The 16,682-nt window shown below is 73.9% G+C and carries 15 protein-coding genes; 6 read left to right on the forward strand and 9 right to left on the reverse strand.

Annotated features, from left to right (window positions below; genetic code table 11):
* Positions 1-195: 195 nt before the first annotated feature.
* Positions 196-2,364 (forward strand): elongation factor G-like protein EF-G2, encoded by a 2,169-nt coding sequence (locus tag AB0L25_RS21365; RefSeq protein WP_500174374.1) that lies wholly within the window; start codon positions 196-198, stop codon positions 2,362-2,364.
* 67 nt (positions 2,365-2,431) lie between these two features.
* Here the strand turns inward: AB0L25_RS21365 and AB0L25_RS21370 are convergent, their stop codons facing one another.
* On the reverse strand, positions 2,432-2,929 hold the full coding sequence (locus tag AB0L25_RS21370; RefSeq protein WP_500174440.1) for an HIT family protein: 498 nt from the start codon (positions 2,927-2,929) through the stop codon (positions 2,432-2,434).
* Positions 2,930-3,280: 351 nt separating this feature from the next.
* Between AB0L25_RS21370 and AB0L25_RS21375 the strand changes: the two genes are divergently transcribed.
* Positions 3,281-3,826 (forward strand): Asp23/Gls24 family envelope stress response protein, encoded by a 546-nt coding sequence (locus tag AB0L25_RS21375; protein ID WP_500174375.1) that lies wholly within the window; start codon positions 3,281-3,283, stop codon positions 3,824-3,826.
* 12 nt (positions 3,827-3,838) lie between these two features.
* Here AB0L25_RS21375 and AB0L25_RS21380 read toward each other — a convergent pair whose 3' ends face one another.
* The 5 genes from AB0L25_RS21380 to AB0L25_RS21400 all read right to left on the reverse strand — a co-directional run bounded on the left by AB0L25_RS21380 (position 3,839) and on the right by AB0L25_RS21400 (position 9,855).
* Positions 3,839-4,483, reverse strand: coding sequence for a hypothetical protein (locus AB0L25_RS21380; protein ID WP_500174376.1), 645 nt, complete (start codon positions 4,481-4,483; stop codon positions 3,839-3,841).
* 34 nt (positions 4,484-4,517) lie between these two features.
* Positions 4,518-5,102, reverse strand: coding sequence for a TetR/AcrR family transcriptional regulator (locus tag AB0L25_RS21385; RefSeq protein WP_500174377.1), 585 nt, complete (start codon positions 5,100-5,102; stop codon positions 4,518-4,520).
* A 315-nt stretch (positions 5,103-5,417) separates the two neighbouring features.
* On the reverse strand, positions 5,418-7,400 hold the full coding sequence (gene thrS, locus AB0L25_RS21390) for a threonine--tRNA ligase (protein WP_500174378.1): 1,983 nt from the start codon (positions 7,398-7,400) through the stop codon (positions 5,418-5,420).
* 291 nt (positions 7,401-7,691) lie between these two features.
* Entirely contained in the window at positions 7,692-9,155 is a 1,464-nt protein-coding gene (locus tag AB0L25_RS21395) for a sugar porter family MFS transporter (protein WP_500174379.1), read from the reverse strand.
* 67 nt (positions 9,156-9,222) lie between these two features.
* On the reverse strand, positions 9,223-9,855 hold the full coding sequence (locus tag AB0L25_RS21400) for a class I SAM-dependent methyltransferase (protein ID WP_500174380.1): 633 nt from the start codon (positions 9,853-9,855) through the stop codon (positions 9,223-9,225).
* A gap of 146 nt (positions 9,856-10,001) precedes the next feature.
* Between AB0L25_RS21400 and AB0L25_RS21405 the strand changes: the two genes are divergently transcribed.
* Together AB0L25_RS21405 and AB0L25_RS21410 are read left to right on the forward strand one after the other, a co-directional pair.
* The gene (locus AB0L25_RS21405) at positions 10,002-11,282 is read left to right on the forward strand and encodes a sensor histidine kinase (protein ID WP_500174381.1); all 1,281 of its coding nucleotides are present in this window, start codon (positions 10,002-10,004) and stop codon (positions 11,280-11,282) included.
* 73 nt (positions 11,283-11,355) lie between these two features.
* A complete protein-coding gene (locus AB0L25_RS21410; RefSeq protein ID WP_500174441.1) occupies positions 11,356-12,009 on the forward strand; it encodes a LuxR C-terminal-related transcriptional regulator in 654 nt (217 codons plus the stop codon).
* 26 nt (positions 12,010-12,035) lie between these two features.
* Here AB0L25_RS21410 and AB0L25_RS21415 read toward each other — a convergent pair whose 3' ends face one another.
* On the reverse strand, positions 12,036-12,992 hold the full coding sequence (locus AB0L25_RS21415; RefSeq protein ID WP_500174382.1) for a quinone oxidoreductase family protein: 957 nt from the start codon (positions 12,990-12,992) through the stop codon (positions 12,036-12,038).
* A gap of 35 nt (positions 12,993-13,027) precedes the next feature.
* The gene (locus AB0L25_RS21420) at positions 13,028-13,801 is read right to left on the reverse strand and encodes an SDR family oxidoreductase (RefSeq protein WP_500174383.1); all 774 of its coding nucleotides are present in this window, start codon (positions 13,799-13,801) and stop codon (positions 13,028-13,030) included.
* A 46-nt stretch (positions 13,802-13,847) separates the two neighbouring features.
* Here AB0L25_RS21420 and AB0L25_RS21425 point away from each other — a divergent pair, with 46 nt between their 5' ends.
* Positions 13,848-15,071: an acyl-CoA dehydrogenase family protein gene (locus AB0L25_RS21425; RefSeq protein ID WP_500174384.1), complete on the forward strand. Its 1,224-nt coding sequence runs from the start codon at positions 13,848-13,850 to the stop codon at positions 15,069-15,071.
* A 23-nt stretch (positions 15,072-15,094) separates the two neighbouring features.
* Complete coding sequence (locus AB0L25_RS21430; protein WP_500174385.1) at positions 15,095-15,760, forward strand: TetR/AcrR family transcriptional regulator; 666 nt, start codon at positions 15,095-15,097, stop codon at positions 15,758-15,760.
* 22 nt (positions 15,761-15,782) lie between these two features.
* Here AB0L25_RS21430 and AB0L25_RS21435 read toward each other — a convergent pair whose 3' ends face one another.
* Positions 15,783-16,643 (reverse strand): helix-turn-helix transcriptional regulator, encoded by an 861-nt coding sequence (locus AB0L25_RS21435; protein ID WP_500174386.1) that lies wholly within the window; start codon positions 16,641-16,643, stop codon positions 15,783-15,785.
* Positions 16,644-16,682: the final 39 nt, after the last annotated feature.

A 16,682-nucleotide genomic window follows, 5' to 3' on the forward strand; every position in this document is an offset into this window, starting at 1 on the left:
TCGCGTTGTTTGCCGTTCACCTCTTGTGATCCCGCGGATCCCGGGAAAAGGTGTTGACACGGGTGTGACGTCGGTCACGCCGAGGACGAGGCCGCACGCCGCACTCGGACGTCGGGGCCGGGCCGCCGGGCCCGGGCCCCACCGTACGCGGGCCTGCGCGCGAGATCCGCGCGGAGACCGTCCGAGGAGGTAGCCATGGCGGACAAGGGAGGCCACACCGGGGGCGCCGGCAGGGCACCGGAGGCCGGCGGGTGCGACAAGGTGCGCAACGTCGCGCTGGTCGGCCATTCCGGGGCGGGCAAGACGACCCTCGTCGAGGCGCTGCTCGCGGCCACCGGCACGATCCAGCGGGCCGGCCGGGTGGAGGACGGCACCACCGTCAGCGACTTCGACGAGGCCGAACTGCGGCGGCGGCGCTCGGTCAACCTCGCGCTCGCCCCGCTCGAGCACGCGGGCGTCAAGATCAACCTGATCGACACGCCGGGATACGCCGACTTCGTCGGGGACCTGCGGGCCGGGCTGCGCGCCGCGGACGCCGCGCTGTTCGTGATCTCGGCGGTGGACGGCATCGACGGGCTCACCCGGATGCTGTGGGACGAGTGCGCCGCGGTGGGGATGCCGCGCGCGGTCGTCATCAGCAAGATCGACCAGCAGCGCGGCGACTACGACGACACCGTCCTGGCCTGCCAGGACGCCTTCGGCGAGGGCGTCGCCCCGGTCTACTTCCCCACCGACGGGGACGGCGGCCCGACGGGGCTGATCGGGCTGCTGACGCAGCGCTGCCTCGACTACTCCACCGGGCGGCGCACCGAGTGCGAGCCCGACCCGCGCTACCTGGAGCAGATCGCCGAGCAGCGCGCCGCGCTGATCGAGGGGATCATCCAGGAGAGCGAGGACGAGACCCTCATGGACCGGTACGTGTCCGGTGAGGAGATCGACGTCAAAGCGCTGATCGAGGACCTGGAGACCGCGGTGGCGCGCGGCAGCTTCTACCCGGTGCTGGCGACGTCGGTGCCGCACGGCGACCACCCCGGCCCGGTGATCGGCATGCAGGAGCTGCTGGAGGTCATCACCCAGGCGTTCCCGTCGCCGCTGGAGCACGGCATCCCGACGGTGACGCCGGTCGCGGGCGGCCCGCCCCGCGAGGTCGCCTGCGATCCGGACGGGCCGCTGGTCGCCGAGGTCGTCAAGACCACCTCCGACCCGTACGTGGGCCGCGTCTCGCTCGTCCGGGTGTTCTCCGGGACGCTGCGGCCCGACACCGTCGTGCACGTGTCCGGGCACGGCCTCGAGGACCGCGGGCACGAGGACCACGACGTCGACGAACGCGTCGGCGCCCTCACCTCGCCGCTCGGCAAGACCCAGCGGACGGTGTCGTCGTGCGTCGCCGGGGACATCTGCGCGGTCGCCAAGCTGACCCGCGCGGAGACCGGCGACACGCTCTCCGACCCCGGCTCCCCCGTGATCATGGCGCCGTGGTCGATGCCCGACCCGCTGCTGCCGGTCGCCGTCCGGGCGCACTCCAAGGCCGACGAGGACAAGCTCAGCCAGGCGCTCGGCCGGCTCGTCGCCGAGGACCCGACGCTGCGGCTGGAGAACAACTCCGAGACCCGGCAGCTCGTGCTGTGGTGCATGGGCGAGGCGCACGCCGAGGTGCTGATCGAGCGGCTGCACGCCCGCTACGGCGTCGAGGTCGACCGGGTGGACCTGCGGGTGCCGCTGCGGGAGACGTTCGGCGGCTCCGCCAAGGGCCTCGGCCGGCACGTCAAGCAGAGCGGCGGGCACGGCCAGTACGGCATCTGCCACATCGAGGTCGAGCCGCTGCCGTCCGGCGAGGGCTTCGAGTTCGTCGACAGGATCGTCGGCGGGGTGATCCCGCGCCAGTTCATCCCGTCGGTCGAGAAGGGCGTGCGGCACCAGATGGAGCGCGGCGTGTCCGCCGGGTACCCGCTGGTCGACATCAAGGTCACCCTGCACGACGGCAAGGCGCACTCGGTCGACTCGTCCGACATGGCCTTCCAGGCGGCGGGCGCCCAGGCGCTCAAGGACGCCGCGGCGTCGGTGCCGATCCTGCTGCTCGAACCGGTCGACGAGGTCGACGTGCTGATCGCCGACGAGCACGTCGGGACGGTCATGTCGGACCTGACCGCGCGGCGCGGCCGCGTCCTCGGCTCCCGCGCGATCCCCGGCGGCCGCACCGCGATCAAGGCGGAGGTGCCGCAGCTCGAGATCGTCCGGTACGCGATCGACCTGCGCTCGATGTCGCACGGCACCGGCACGTTCAGCCGCGCGTTCCTGCGCTACGAGCCGCTCCCGTCCCACCTGACCGAGAAGGTCGCCGCCGCGTCGCACGAGACCGGCTGACCCGGACGCCCGGCGGGGGCGCGGCGGCCGGGACCGGCGGCCCGCCGCCCGCCGCGGCGCGCGGCAATCAGTCTCCGCCCGGCCAGCAGTCGGCGATCATCCGGCGGGTGTCGCGCAGCAGCTGCGGCAGCACGTTGGTGTGCCCGACCACCGGCATGAAGTTCGTGTCGCCGCCCCAGCGCGGGACGACGTGCTGGTGCAGGTGCGCGGCGATCCCCGCGCCCGCGACCAGCCCGAGGTTCATCCCGACGTTGAAGCCCTGCGCGCCGCTCGCCTTGCGCAGCGCCGCCAGCGCGAGCCGGGTGAACTCGGCCAGCTCGACGTATTCCGCCTCGTCCAGGTCCCCGTAGTCGGCGACGTGCCGGTACGGGACGACCATGAGGTGACCGGAGTTGTACGGGTACAGGTTGAGCACCGTGTACACGGTCTCGCCCCGGGACACGACGAGGCCCTCCTCGTCGGTCATCTTCGGGATCTCGCAGAACGGGCAGCCGTCCCCCGAGCCCGTCCCCTTGATGTAGGCCATGCGGTGCGGGGTCCAGAGCCGCTGGAAGTTGTCGGGCATGCCCGCCCCGCCCCGTTCCTCCTCGAGGCGGGGGCTGCGCCGGTCACCGGGGTCCGCCCCGGACGGCTCTTCGCGCCCGTGCCGCTCCACGCGCTCCACGGGCTCCTCCGGCTCTGCGGTCAAGGCGGCGGTCTCCTTTTGTTCACGGCCTGACCAGCAGCATAGAGAGACGCCCCCGCGGGGCCGCAGCCGGGTTCGGGCGGGCGGCCCGGACGCGCCGGTGATCGCGGGGCTCCGTGACGCCGTGCCCGGGGTTCCGCCACGATGATGATCCGCCGTCCCGTCCGCCGCCCGTGCCCGCCGCCCGCGTCGGGCACGATGGTGGCCCCGACCCGTCCCGTGGGAGCGATCATGAGCGAGCCCGACGAGCGTCCCGCCGAGCCCGGCCGCCCGGCCGCGCGCCCGGACACCGGCCCGATGCGGTTCTTCTCCGGCCCGCCCGGCCCGCCCGGCCCGCCGGGCACCCCGCTGTCCGCGCCGCCGCCCGCCTCCCCCGAGCTCGCGGGCGACCGGACGTCCGCCGCGCCGCCGCCCGTCCCGTCCCCGCGCCCGCACGGCGACGCGCGTCCGGCGGAGCACGGCGGGACGGGCGTGGACGGGCGCATCGCGATCGAGGACGCGGTGGTCGCGCGGATCGCCGAACTGGCCGCGCTGGACGTGCGCGGCGTCGTCGCGCTGGCCGCCCCGCACGCGGACGGCGACGGCGGGGTGCGCGTGCGGATGCACGACGACGCGGTGACGCTCGACCTCGGCATCGTCGTCGCGTACGGCAGCGTGATCAGGGACGTGGCGGGCGCCGTGCAGGAGAACGCGGCGCGGATGGCGGGGCTGATGCTCGGGATGCGCGTCACGGCCGTCAACGTGTCGGTCGAGGACGTGCGCAGGCCGACCGCCTGAGCGGGGCTCCGGTCAGGTCGCCGCGCGGGCGTAGCACGTCTGCATCGCCACGCCCACCGACACGGTGGTGATCTTCACGCGTTCGAGCCGCTGCGGGGACGCTCCCGCGAAGCGGAACGTGTGCGGGCTGCCGCCCCGGATCGTCGTCTGCTGCGACTGCGGGTCGGCGCCCTGCATCTGCAGTTCGGCCCGGACGGCGCCGCTGGACGCCACCGCGACCACGACGTCGACGCCCGTGCCGGTCGCCCGGTAGAAGGCCGTCCCCTGCGGGCACCAGGACGCGCCGGTGCCGCCGCCCGCGTCCGGCATCGGCGGCCCGCCGTTCCCGCCCGTCCCGCCGGGCGAGCCGCCCCGGCCGCCGCCGGGCGTCCCGCCGGTTCCCGGCGCGGTCGCCCCGGGCGTCACGATCGTCGCGGGCGGCGCGGTGTGCCGGGTGGGCGCGTTGGACGGCGCCGTCACGCCGGTCGCGGGCCCGCCGGCGCCCGCAGGGCCCGCGGGGCCGTCGTCCTCCAGCAGGGGGACGAGCAGGACCGCGACGGCCGCCGCGACGAGCAGGACCGCGCCGCCGTACCCGGCGACGCGTCCCCAGATCGACCGGCCGCTCCGCACCGGCCTCCTGGTCTTCATCCGCGTCCAGCCCTCTCTCCGCTCCCGCACGATGAGCGTGAAGGCTACCAATTCGGGCGGACGCTCACCGCCCGTCCGGCGGCGGCGACAGCAGCCGCCGGGTCAGCTCGGCCATGCCCCTCGCGACCTCGTGGGGCGCGTGCAGCGGCTCGACCGCGTGGCCGACGGTGAGCCGCATCAGCGACTCCACCAGCAGGTTCTTCGCCTCGCCCGGGATCGCCGGCCACACCGCGTCGGCGTAGGCGCGGAACGCCTCGACGAGCCGCCGCAGCAGCAGGTCGGACCCCCGGGTGGCCAGGCCGAGCAGGTCGTCGTCGCGGGTGCGGCCCGCGCCGAGGACGGCGCGCGGCAGCGGCCGGCGGCCCGCCTCCGCGAGGGCGTGCAGGACGGCCGCCTCCACCGCCGCCGGGACGTCGTCGACGTGCCGTTCCATCCGCTCCTGGACGCCGCCGACGAACCCGTCGAGCTCCCGTTCGGCGAGCGCGCGCGCCAGCCCCAGCCGGGACCCGAACTCGTTGTAGGCGGTCTGCCTGCTGACGCCGGCCGCGCGGGCGACCAGGGCGATCCGCAGGTCTTCCCAGTCCCCGTCCTCCACGACCGTGCGGGCCGCGTCGAGCAGCCGCTCCCGCGGAAGACCACGTTGACGCATGCCGTGATTGCGTCCAGAGCGGGGCACGCGCCGCACCCGCTTGTTGTCATGCGCGGAACAAGATCGGGACGCGCCGCCCGGCGCATTCTCGTGTCGTGAAGATCACACGAACCACGCACGCGTCCGCCGTCCTCGCCGCCGCCCTGGCGATCGCGCTCGCCGGCACCTCGACGGCCTCGCGCGCGTGCCCGGCACGGGAACGCTGCTGGCGGTCGGGGCGCGCGACGGCAAGCCGATCGTGCTCGCCAGGGACTGACCGGCCGGACCGTCCCCGGGGGCGCGAACACGGCGGGGGCGCCCCCGGGGCCACGGGCCTCAGATCTGCACGCGGGCCTCGACGGCCTCGGCGATCTCCTCGACCGCCTCGCCGATCGGGACGCCGTTCTTCTGCTCCCCGTTGCGGTAGCGGAACGACACCGCGTCCTTGGCGACGTCGTCGTCGCCCGCCAGCAGCATGTAGGGGATCTTCTGCTTCTGCGCGTTGCGGATCTTCTTCTGCATGCGGTCGGAGGAGGTGTCGACCTCCACCCGGATCCCGCGCTCGCGCAGCGCCCCGGCGACCTTCTCCAGGTGCGGGACGTGCGCGTCGCCGATCGGGATCCCGACGACCTGGACGGGCGCCAGCCACGGCGGCATCGCGCCCGCGTAGTGCTCGACGAGCACGCCCAGGAACCGCTCGATCGAGCCGAACAGCGCGCGGTGGATCATCACCGGCTGCCGCCGGGTGCCGTCGGACGCCTGGTACTCCAGCCCGAACCGCTTCGGCTGGTTGAAGTCGAGCTGGATGGTCGACAGCTGCCAGGTCCGGCCGATGGCGTCCTTGGCCTGCACCGAGATCTTCGGCCCGTAGAACGCCGCGCCGCCCGGGTCGTCGACCAGCTCGAGGCCGGACTCCTCGGCCGCCTGCCGCAGCGCCGCGGTGGCCTCCGCCCACTCGGCGTCCTCGCCGATGAACTTGTCGGAGTCGTCCTTGGTGGACAGCTCCAGGTAGAACTCCGAGAGACCGAAGTCGCGCAGCACGCTGAGCACGAAGCCCAGCAGCGACTTGATCTCGTCGCCCATCTCCTCCTTGGTGGTGTAAATGTGGGCGTCGTCCTGGGTCATGCCGCGCACGCGGGTGAGCCCGTGCACCACGCCCGACTTCTCGTACCGGTAGACCGAGCCGAACTCGCACAGGCGCAACGGCAGCTCGCGGTAGGACCGTCCGCGCGACCGGAAGATGAGGTTGTGCATCGGGCAGTTCATCGGCTTGACCCGGTACTCGACCTCGTCCAGGAGGAAGGGCGGGAACATGTCGTCGCCGTAGTACGGCAGGTGCCCGGAGATCTCGAACAGCGACGACTTGGTGATGTGCGGGGTGTTGACGAACTCGTAGCCCGCCTCCTGCTGCCGCCGCCGCATGTAGTCCTCCATCTCCTTGCGGATGATTCCGCCCTTGGGATGGAAGACGGGCAGCCCACTGCCGAGCTCCGGCGGGAAGGAGAACAGGTCGAGTTCCGCGCCGAGCCTGCGGTGGTCGCGCTTCTCGGCCTCCTCGAGGAACTTCAGGTACTCGTCCTGCTTCTCGCGGGACTCCCACGCGGTGCCGTAGATGCGCTGGAGCTGCGGGTTCTTCTCGCTGCCCCGCCAGTAGGCGCCGCCGGAGCGCATCAGCTTGAACGCCGGGATGACGCGGGTGCTCGGCAGGTGCGGGCCGCGACACAAATCCTTCCAGCGCAGCTCGCCGGACTTGGCGTCGAGGTTGTCGTAGATGGTGAGCTCGCCGGCGCCGACCTCGACGTTCGCGCCCTCGGCCGCGTCCTCGGCGCCGCCGCCCTTGAGGCCGATCAGCTCGAGCTTGTACGGCTCGGCGGCCAGCTCGGCGCGGGCGTCGTCGTCGGACACCGGGCGCCGGGCGAACCGCTGCCCCTGCTTGACGATCTCGCGCATCTTCTTCTCGATGCGCTTGAGGTCCTCGGGGGTGAACGGCTCGGCGACGTCGAAGTCGTAGTAGAAGCCGTTCTCCACGGGCGGGCCGATGCCGAGCTTCGCCTCGGGGAACAGCTCCTGGACGGCCTGCGCCATGACATGCGCGGCGGAGTGCCGCATGATGGCGCGCCCGTCGTCGGAGCCGATCTCCACGGGCTCGACGCTGTCGCCGTCGTGCAGCTCGCCCGCGAGATCGCGCAGCTCGCCGTTCACCCGCGCCGCGATGACGGTGCGGCCGTCGGCGTCGAGGGCCTGCCCGGCGGTCGAGCCGGCGGGAACCACCCGTTCGCTCCCGTCGAGGGTGATGCGCAGCTCAGACACGGTGGACACGGATACTCCTCGCGATGACGGTTCGGGATCGGCGGGTTCCGATGCTATCGAGTCGGGAACTCCGCCGGACGCATCCCGCCCCTTCGGCTCGTCCATTCGCCTGCCTCCTTCGTCCGGGGGCGGGCTCCGGCGCGATCCCGGAAAGCGGTGAGGCCCCGGGATCGCTCCCGGGGCCTCACCGCGTGCAATGTCAGGACATGCGGCCGTGGCGCCGGGGATGACCCGGCGTCGTCGTCTCGAAGACGTTCCCGCACACGGCTCGCATGCCTCCAATGTATCGGACGGAGCCGCTCACGCGCGGGCCCTCATGGTGAGCTTGTCCATGTCCTCCAGCTCGCGGCCCTTGGTCTCCGGGACGACCCGCCACGTGAACAGGAACGCGAGGGCGGCGAACAGCGTGTACAGGCCGTACGCGAGGACGAGCGACACGCTGGACAGCTCGGGGAACGTCGTGGTGATGATCCAGTTCGCGATCCACTGCGACGCGGTCGCGACGGCGAGGGCCGCGGCGCGGATGAAGTTGTTGAACATCTCGCCGAGCATCACCCACACGACCGGGCCCCACGTCGCGGCGAACGACGCGACGAACACGTTGGCCGCGACGAGCGCGATCGGGCCGGCGACGTCGCCCAGCGCGGGTTCCCCGTCGACCACGGTCGCGGTGGAGAAGCAGACGGCCAGCGTGCCGAGCGACGCCGTCATCCCGGCGGCGCCGGCGAGCAGCAGCGGCCGCCGCCCGACCCGGTCGATGAGCGCGATCGCCACCAGCGTGAAGAGCACGTTCACCACCGAGTTGACCACCGAGGTGAACATGGCGTCGCTCTCGGTGTAGCCGACGGCCTGCCACAGCGACGACGAGTAGTAGAAGATCACGTTGATGCCGACGAACTGCTGGAACACCGACAGCAGGATGCCGACCCACACGACCGCCAGCAGCCCGAACGTGCGCCCGCGCAGGTCGCTCAGGCGCACCGGCCGGTCGGCGCTGATCGACCGGCCGATCTGCCGGATCTTGGCGTCCACCTCGCTCGGCTTCATCAGCTTCGCCAGGACGTCGCGGGCCCGCGCCGTCTCGTGCCGCTTCACCAGGTAGCGCGGCGACTCGGGGATGGTCGTCGCGATCACCCCGTAGACGACGGCGGGCACGATCGCGCTGGCGAACATCCACCGCCAGGCCGTCCCGCCCCAGGGGAACTCGCCGCTGGCGCCGCCGTCGGAGACCTCCGCGATGACGTAGTCGACGACCAGCGCGGCGAAGATGCCGAGCACGATCGCCATCTGCTGGAGGGAGCCGAGCCGCCCGCGCAGCTCGGCGGGCGCGATCTCGGCGATGTAGGCGGGGGCGATGACCGACGCCGCGCCGATCGCGAGGCCGCCCACGACCCGCCAGAACGTCAGGTCGGCCGCGCCGATCGCCAGCGCGGAGCCGAGCGAGCTGCCCACGAACAGGACGGCGGCGATCAGCATGACCCGGACGCGGCCGAGGCGGTCGGCGAGCGGGCCCGCGAACCAGGCGCCGACGGCGCAGCCGAGCAGCGCCGACGACACCACGAAGCCGACGGAGAAGTCGCTGAGGCCGAACTCGTCCTCGATCGCGCCGACCGCGCCGTTGATCACCGAGGAGTCGTAGCCGAACAGGAAGCCGCCGAGGGCCGCCGCGCCCGCGAGGAGCGCGGCGGTCGCGGCCGAGTGGGAGGGGGCGTGCCCGGGCGGCGACTCCTCCGGAGCCGGGCCGTCGCTGTCCGATGCGGTCATGCCCGGCGATCTTCCCGGGAGCGCCGACCTTATGCGGGACGCCGTCCGCGTGCGGGCGCGGCCGTCCTCAGTCCCGGACGGCCACGCCCAGGACGTGCGGGGACGCCGGATTCGGCGGGCCGGAGTCGGGGAACGCGAATCGGCGCTCGGCGCGGACGGTGAACCCGACGCGCGGGATGAGCGCGTCGGTGGGACGGGCCAGCCGGCAGCCCCCGGCCAGGAACGGCCACACCAGGTCGGCGAACCGCTGGAAGCGGACCTGGCGGGGCGTCTCCCCCCGGACGTGCTCGTAGTAGCGCAGCTCGCCGCCCGGTTTCAGGACGCGCCTGATCTCGGCGAGCGCGCGGAGCGGGTCGCGCACCGAGCACAGCACCAGGGACGCCACGACCACGTCGAACGAGGCGGCGTCCAGCCCGAGGTCCTCGGCGCGCCCGGGACGCACCGAGACGGGGACGGGGGCGCGGGCGGCCGCGTCCCGCGCGCCGCGGCGCAGGCGCGGTTCCGGCTCCACCGCGACGACCTCGGTGACCTCCGGCGGGTAGTGCGGGAAGTTGGCCCCGTGGCCGGCGCCCACCTCCAGGACGCGGCCGGACGCGCCGGCGAGCAGCTCCGCGCGGTGCGCGTCCACGCCCGCCTTCGCGGACGCGGCGGCGATCCGCGGGTAGAGCCGGGCGAAGATCGGATGCCTCAGGTCCGTCATGTCCGCAGTGTCCGTCCTGACGGCGATCATGCGCAAGATCGCGTCGCCGCGGCGCGGCGGCCCCGCCCGATACCGGGGGGCCGGTCCGGATCTCCCTCCACAGGTGCAGGCGTGCCCGTTACCGCACGTCCTAGGCTTTCTTCCAAATGAACGAGACGGACCACTTCGACGCGGGGCGGCCGCGGCTGACGGCCGGGGTGCGCTCCGCCGTGCTGCCGGGCGGGGACGAGCCGGGCGTCACGCTCCTGCCCGCGCACCCGGCGCTGCGCTATCCCCTGCTGGCGTTCCTGCTCGCCCTGACGATCGGGTTCACCGCCGGGTCGATCGCCATCTCCATCGTCGCGGACGACATGGACCCCGGCGTCGCCTGGCCGCTCGGCGTCCTGCAGGCCGCGCCGCTGATCTTCGCGGCGCGGTGGCCGCTGCGGGCCTGGCGGACGGCGGCGGCGGGGATGCTGCTGATCGTCCTGGTCCGGCCCGGCGACGTGTTCATGCCGTGGCCGGTCACGGCCATCCTGGCGATGGTGGTGATCCTGTTCTTCGTCGGGGTCGGCTGCGACCGGGAGACGACCGTCGGCGTGGGGGCGGTCACGATCGCGGGGGTGTTCGCGCCGGCGGTGCTGTTCGGGACGCCCGGCTGGTTCGGCACGATCCTCGCCGGGCTCGCGGCGCTGGCGCTGACGTTCGGCGACGCGGTCGGCGGCCGGCACTCGGCGATGGCGGAGCTGCGCCGCCGCGAGGAGCAGCACCGCGAGGACCTCGCCCGGCAGGCGGTGCTGGAGGAGCGGGCCCGGATCGCGCGGGAGCTGCACGACGTCGTGGCGCACCACATGTCGGTGATCGCGATGCAGGCGGAGGCGGCCCCGTACAAGATCCCCGAGCTGCCGGACGCGGCGCGGCAGACGTTCGGCGTCGTGCGGGACGCGGCGCGCGAGGCGCTGACCGAGACGCGGCGGGTGGTGGGGCTGCTGCGCTCCGACGACGAGGGCGCCGAGCGCGCCCCGCAGCCGGGGCTCGCCCTGCTGGACGACCTGGTCTCCACGGCGCGCCGGGCGGGGCTGTCGGTCGCCACCGTGGTCGCCGGGATGCCGCGGCCGCTGAACGCGGGCGTGGACCTGTCGGCGTACCGGATCGTCCAGGAGTCGCTCAGCAACGCCGCCCGGTACGCGCCGGGCTCGCGGGTGCACATCGAGGTGCGGTACGGGCCGGAGTCGCTGCGGGTCACGGTCACCGACGACGGCGCGCGCAGCGCGCCCGCGGAGTCGCACGGCGGCGGCCACGGCCTGGTCGGGATGCGCGAGCGCGCGATGATGCTGGGCGGCGACCTGCAGGCGGGCCCCATCGACGGCGAGGGGGCCGGGGAGGGCGAGGACGGCCCGAAGGGGTGGCGGGTCGTCGCGGAACTTCCGTACAGGGACAACGATTGATCGACGGCCGGGCGCCTTGACGCCGTAAGGTGGCGTCGTGACGATTCGGGTGCTGATCGCCGACGACCAGGTGATGATCCGCGACGGGCTCGCGGCGCTGCTGTCCTCCGATCCGGACATCGAGGTGGTCGGGCAGGCGGGGAACGGCCGGGAGGCCGTGGAGATGGCCCGCGAGCTCGATCCCGACGTGATCGTGATGGACATCCGGATGCCGGAGATGGACGGGCTGGCCGCCACCGCGGAGCTGGTCGGCACGCCCCTCGGCGAGGCGAACGGGGACGCCGACCCGGCGGGCGCGCGGCCGAAGGTGCTCGTCCTCACGACCTTCGACCTGGACGAGTACGTGTACGAGGCGCTCGGGTCGGGCGCGAGCGGGTTCCTGCTGAAGGACGCGTCCGCGGCCGACCTGGTGAACGGGGTGCGGGTCGTGGCGGGGGGCGACGCGCTGCTGGCGCCGTCCATCACCCGGCGGCTGATCGGCGACTTCGCGCGGCGCCGCCGGCACCAGCGGCCGAGCCCGCAGGCGACGGCCGGGCTGACGCCCCGGGAACGGGACGTGCTGCGGCTCATCGCCCGCGGGCTGTCGAATGCGGAGATCGCGGCCGAGCTGGTGCTGGCCGAGCAGACCGTGAAGACGCACGTCGGGCACGTCCTGACGAAGCTGGCGCTGCGCGACCGCACGCAGGCCGTCGTGTACGCGTACGAGAACGGCCTGGTCGGCGGCTAGCCGCCCTCCCCCGGCGGGGGCGGGCCTCAGCGGGACGGGTCGAGGACGAGCTTGCCGGTGGTGCGGCGGGCGCGCAGGTCCTCGTGGGCGCGGCGGACCTCGGTGAGGCCGTACTCGCCGCCGCCGACCACCCGGAGCCGGCCGTCCGCGGCGAGGCCGAACAGCTCGGTGAGGGCGGTGCGCATGACGTCGCCGGGCAGCCGGAAGACGTGCGCGAGCCACATGCCGGAGATCGTCGTGGAGTGCGACATCAGCGCGGCGGGCCGCACCGGGCTCGGCTCCTTGCGGGACGCCATGCCGTAGAACGCGAGGCGGCCGAACGGGGCGAGGGCCTTCATGCTCTCGTCGGTGACGGTGCCGCCGGTCATCTCCAGGACGGTGTCGACGCGGCGGCCGCCGTTGGCCTCGATGAGCGCGTCCTTCATGTTCGGCTCGTTCGCGTCGACGGCGACGTCGGCGCCCAGTTCGAGGGCGAGCGCCCGCTTCTCCTCCGACGACGCGGTGGCGATGACGCGGCCCGCGCCCCACGCCTTGGCGAGCTGGACGGCGAGGGTGCCGACCCCGCCCGCGGCGGCGTGCACGACGACGGACTCGCCGGGCGCCAGGTGGACGTTGCGGCGCAGCAGCACCCACGCGGACGCGCCCTGCACGATCATGCCGAGGGCGGTGACGTCGTCGACGGCGTCGGGGACGTCCCAGGCGAGCGTCTCGGGCGCGACGGCCTTCTCGGCGTAGCCGCCGGTGCCGACGAGCGCGACGACGCGGCGCCCGTCCGGGGTGGTGCCGACGACCTCGCCGCCGGGCACCATCGGCAGCGTGGACTCGGCGAGGTAGCTGTTCTCGGCCTGGTGCGTGTCGGCGTAGTTGATCCCGGCGCGGGCGACGTCGACGAGCAGGTGCCCGGGCCCGGCGACGGGGTCGGGAAGCTCGGTGACGGTCAGCACCTCGGGACCGCCGAACTCGGTGATCTGGACGGCGCGCATGGTTCTCGGTGTCTCCGTTCTGGTCGGCGGACGGGTCAGCGGGGGCCGGGGACGCCGCGGAAGCGGAAGGGCTCGGACGGCCGTCCGGGGACGACGTACCAGGCCTCGCCCGCGCCGTCGCCGGCGAGGATGGACATGAACGCCTCGACGACGTCGGCGACCTCCAGGATCGGGAAGCCGGTCTCGTTCAGATGCCCGCGGATGCCCTCGAGGATGTCGGTGTCGGCGAAGGACGGGCACAGCGCGTTCACGCGGATGCCCTCGGGCAGGTACGTCGGGCCGAGCGCGCGGACGAGGCCGACGACGGCGGCCTTGTTGGCGCCGTACACGGGGTCGAACGGGGTCGCGGTGAGCCCGGCCATGCTGGCGGTGGCGACGATGTCGCCGCCGCCGCGGGCGCGCAGCGCGGGGAGGGCGGCGTGCGCGCCGTACACGACGCCGTCGAGGTTGATGCTCATGGCGCGGCGGTAGGCGGCGGGGTCGAAGTCGTCGCCGACGCCGCCTCCCCCGGCGACGCCCGCGTTGAGGAACGCGACGTCCAGCCCGCCGAACCGGTCGACGGCGACGGCGACGGCGGCCTCGCTGTCGGCGGGCTCGCGCACGTCGCAGCGGACGAACGCGCCGCCGAGCTCGTCGGCGAGGGCGGCGCCGCCCCGCTCGTCCACGTCGGCGACCACGATCCGGGCGCCTTCGGCGGCGAGCCGGCGGGCGACCGCGGCCCCGATGCCGTTGGCGCCGCCGGTGATCAGCGCGACCTTGCCCGTGCCGTCGAAGCCGCTGCCCTCGAAGCCGCTGCCGTCGACTCCCATGGGGACTCCCCTCCAAAGTAACTGACTCGTCAGTTACTCTAGCGGAATGGACTTCGGTTTGAGCGAGCGGGCGCAGGACCACCTCGGGCGCCTCCAGGACTTCATGGACTCCCACGTCTACCCGGCGGAGCCGGTGTACGCCGAGCAGCGGCGCGAGCTGCGCGCCGCGGGCCGCGAGCACCACGTGCCGCAGGTCGTCGAGGACCTCAAGGTCGAAGCGCGCAAGCGCGGGCTGTGGAACCTGTTCCTGCCCGACGCCGACGACCCGGCGCACGGCCTGTCCGTCACCGACTACGCGTCGCTGGCCGAGGTGACGGGCCGCTCCCCCAACCTCGCCCCGGAGGCCACCAACTGCGCGGCCCCCGACACCGGGAACATGGAGGTCCTGCACCTGTTCGGCACGCCCGAGCAGAAGGAGCGGTGGCTGGCGCCGCTGCTGAACGGCGAGATCCGCAGCGCGTTCGCGATGACCGAGCCGGACGTCGCCAGCTCCGACGCGCGCAACATCTCGACCCGCATCGAGCGGGACGGCGACCACTACGTGATCAACGGGCGCAAGTGGTGGATCAGCGGCTCCGCCGACCCGCGCTGCAAGATCATGATCGTGATGGGCAAGACGGACCCGGACGGCCACCCGTACCGGCAGCAGTCGATGGTGCTGGTGCCGGTCGACGCCCCGGGCGTCGAGATCGTCCGGCCGCTGCCCGTGTTCGGCTACCAGGACCAGCACGGCCACTGCGAGATCCGGCTGACCGACGTGCGGGTCCCGGTGGAGAACCTGATCGGCGAGGAGGGCGGCGGCTTCGCCATCGCGCAGGCCCGCCTCGGCCCCGGCCGCATCCACCACTGCATGCGCGCGATCGGGATGGCCGAGCGGGCGCTGGAGCTCATGTGCGAGCGCGCGATGTCGCGGGAGGCGTTCGGCGGCCCGCTCGCCAAGCAGGGCGTCGTCCGGGAGCAGATCGCCGAGTCGCGGATGGCGATCGAGCAGGCGCGGCTGCTCACCCTCAAGACGGCCTGGCTGATCGACAAGCAGGGGGTGCAGGCCGCCCGCTCGGAGGTCGCGGCGATCAAGGTGATCGCGCCGCGCGTCGCGCTCGAGGTCGTGGACCGCGCCATCCAGGTGCACGGCGGCGCGGGCGTCAGCGACGACACCCCGCTGGCCGCCATGTGGGCGGGCCTGCGGACGCTGCGCCTCGCCGACGGGCCCGACGAGGTGCACGTCCGGTCCGTGGCGCGGGCCGAGCTGGGCAAGTACCTCGGCGAGTGAACGATCGGCGGACGAACGAGTAGATGAGCGGATCGACGGGGGACGCGTCACCGGGCGTGCGGCGGCGGATGCCGTACGCCCGGCGGCGCGAGCAGCTGCTGCAGGTGGCGCTGGCGGAGTTCGGCCGCCGCGGCTACCACCTGACGCAGATGGAGCACGTGGCGGCGGCGGCGCAGGTGTCCAAGGCGCTGCTGTACCAGCACTTCGCGTCCAAGGAGGAGCTGTTCGTCGAGGTGACCGAGGCGATCGTCGCCGAGCTCACCGGACGGCTGAACGCGGCGGTGCTCGCCGAGCACGACTCGCGGGAGGGCATCCGGGCGATGATCCGGGTGCTGTTCGACTACGCCACCGCGGAGCCGGACGCGTGGGCACTGGTCATCCGGCACCTCGACAAGCCCGAGGTGGGACCGGAACTGCGGGAGCTGCGCGACCGGCTCGGCACCGCGTTCGCGGACCTGCTGCTGCGGCGGCGGCGCGCCGACCCGAAGCTGTCGCCCGCCGCCCTCGCGGTGAACGAGCACCGGGCGCGGCTGCTCGTCCCGCTGATGTACGGGTCGATGCTGTCGATGGTGTCGTGGTGGCTGGAGCATCCGGACACGTCCCGGGACCGGGCCGAGCAGATGGCGGTGGAGTTCATCTGGCTGGGCCTGGACCGGCTGCGCACGGGCGAGCGGCTGCCCAAAGCGTGACCGGGGTCCCGGGGTGGCCGGGTCAGCGGGCGGGCGCCGGCGTTCGTCCGATCGCCGCCAGCCGGGCGAGGGCGGCCGCGGCCTCGCCGCCGTCCGGCGCGTAGTGCACGAGGACGCTCAGGCCCGGCTCGTTCTCCACGTTGAGCTTCATGAAGCGGAGCGTGACCCGCCCGATCGCGGGATGGCTGTAGTGGCGTTCGGACGGCCTGAACGGCGTGATGTCGTGGCTCCCCCAGTACTCGCGGAACTCTGCGCTGGTCGCGGTGAGCCGCTCCACGAGGCGCTGGAACCGCGGGTTCCCCGCCTGGCGGCCGGCCTCGTTGCGCAGCAGCGCCGCGAGCCAGCGCGCCTCGGCCTCCCACTCGGGGAACCTGGCGCGCATCCACGGATGGTTGAACATCATCCAGACGACGTTGAGGTCCTCGCCGGAGGGCGGGTCGGGCATGTCGCGGAAGAGCGCGTCGACGGGCGCGTTCCAGGCGACGACGTCGAAGCAGCGGGTGACGACGTGGGCGAGGTTCGGCTCGACCATCGTCAGCAGGGCGCGGACCTCGGCGGAGACGGCGGCGGGCGCGGCCGGTTCGGCGGCGGGGTCGCCCGCGAGTTCGAGGAGGTGCCGGTGCTCGTCCGGGCCGAGCCGCAGCGCGCGGGCGAGGGCGTCCAGGACCTGCCGCGACACGCCGTTGACGCGGCCCTGCTCCAGCCACGTGTACCAGGTGAGGCTGACCCCGGCGGCGGCGGCGACCTCCTCGCGGCGCAGCCCGGGCGTGCGGCGGCGCGGGCCCGGGGTGATGCCGGCGTCGCGCGGGGCGAGCCGGTGGCGGCGGGAGCGCAGGAAACCGCCGAGTTCCCTGCGCCTGGCCTCGGCGGTCGCGTCGGGCACGGCGGCGCCCCCTCCCCCGTCGTCGTCCTGTCAGTCCGG

It is taken from the genome of Spirillospora sp. NPDC052242, assembly GCF_040679555.1.
Classification (GTDB): Bacteria; Actinomycetota; Actinomycetes; order Streptosporangiales; family Streptosporangiaceae; genus Spirillospora.

Bases quoted from the DNA above. Each gene is read 5' to 3' on its own strand.
- AB0L25_RS21425 (WP_500174384.1), top strand. From the start codon at position 13,848: ATGGACTTCGGTTTGAGCGAGCGGGCGCAGGACCACCTCGGGCGCCTC.
- AB0L25_RS21370 (WP_500174440.1), bottom strand. From the start codon at position 2,929: ATGCCCGACAACTTCCAGCGGCTCTGGACCCCGCACCGCATGGCCTAC.
- AB0L25_RS21405 (WP_500174381.1), top strand. From the start codon at position 10,002: ATGAACGAGACGGACCACTTCGACGCGGGGCGGCCGCGGCTGACGGCC.
- AB0L25_RS21430 (WP_500174385.1), top strand. From the start codon at position 15,095: ATGAGCGGATCGACGGGGGACGCGTCACCGGGCGTGCGGCGGCGGATG.
- AB0L25_RS21420 (WP_500174383.1), bottom strand. From the start codon at position 13,801: ATGGGAGTCGACGGCAGCGGCTTCGAGGGCAGCGGCTTCGACGGCACG.
- AB0L25_RS21365 (WP_500174374.1), top strand. From the start codon at position 196: ATGGCGGACAAGGGAGGCCACACCGGGGGCGCCGGCAGGGCACCGGAG.
- AB0L25_RS21400 (WP_500174380.1), bottom strand. From the start codon at position 9,855: ATGACGGACCTGAGGCATCCGATCTTCGCCCGGCTCTACCCGCGGATC.
- AB0L25_RS21385 (WP_500174377.1), bottom strand. From the start codon at position 5,102: ATGCGTCAACGTGGTCTTCCGCGGGAGCGGCTGCTCGACGCGGCCCGC.
- AB0L25_RS21410 (WP_500174441.1), top strand. From the start codon at position 11,356: ATGATCCGCGACGGGCTCGCGGCGCTGCTGTCCTCCGATCCGGACATC.
- AB0L25_RS21395 (WP_500174379.1), bottom strand. From the start codon at position 9,155: ATGACCGCATCGGACAGCGACGGCCCGGCTCCGGAGGAGTCGCCGCCC.
- AB0L25_RS21375 (WP_500174375.1), top strand. From the start codon at position 3,281: ATGAGCGAGCCCGACGAGCGTCCCGCCGAGCCCGGCCGCCCGGCCGCG.
- AB0L25_RS21415 (WP_500174382.1), bottom strand. From the start codon at position 12,992: ATGCGCGCCGTCCAGATCACCGAGTTCGGCGGTCCCGAGGTGCTGACC.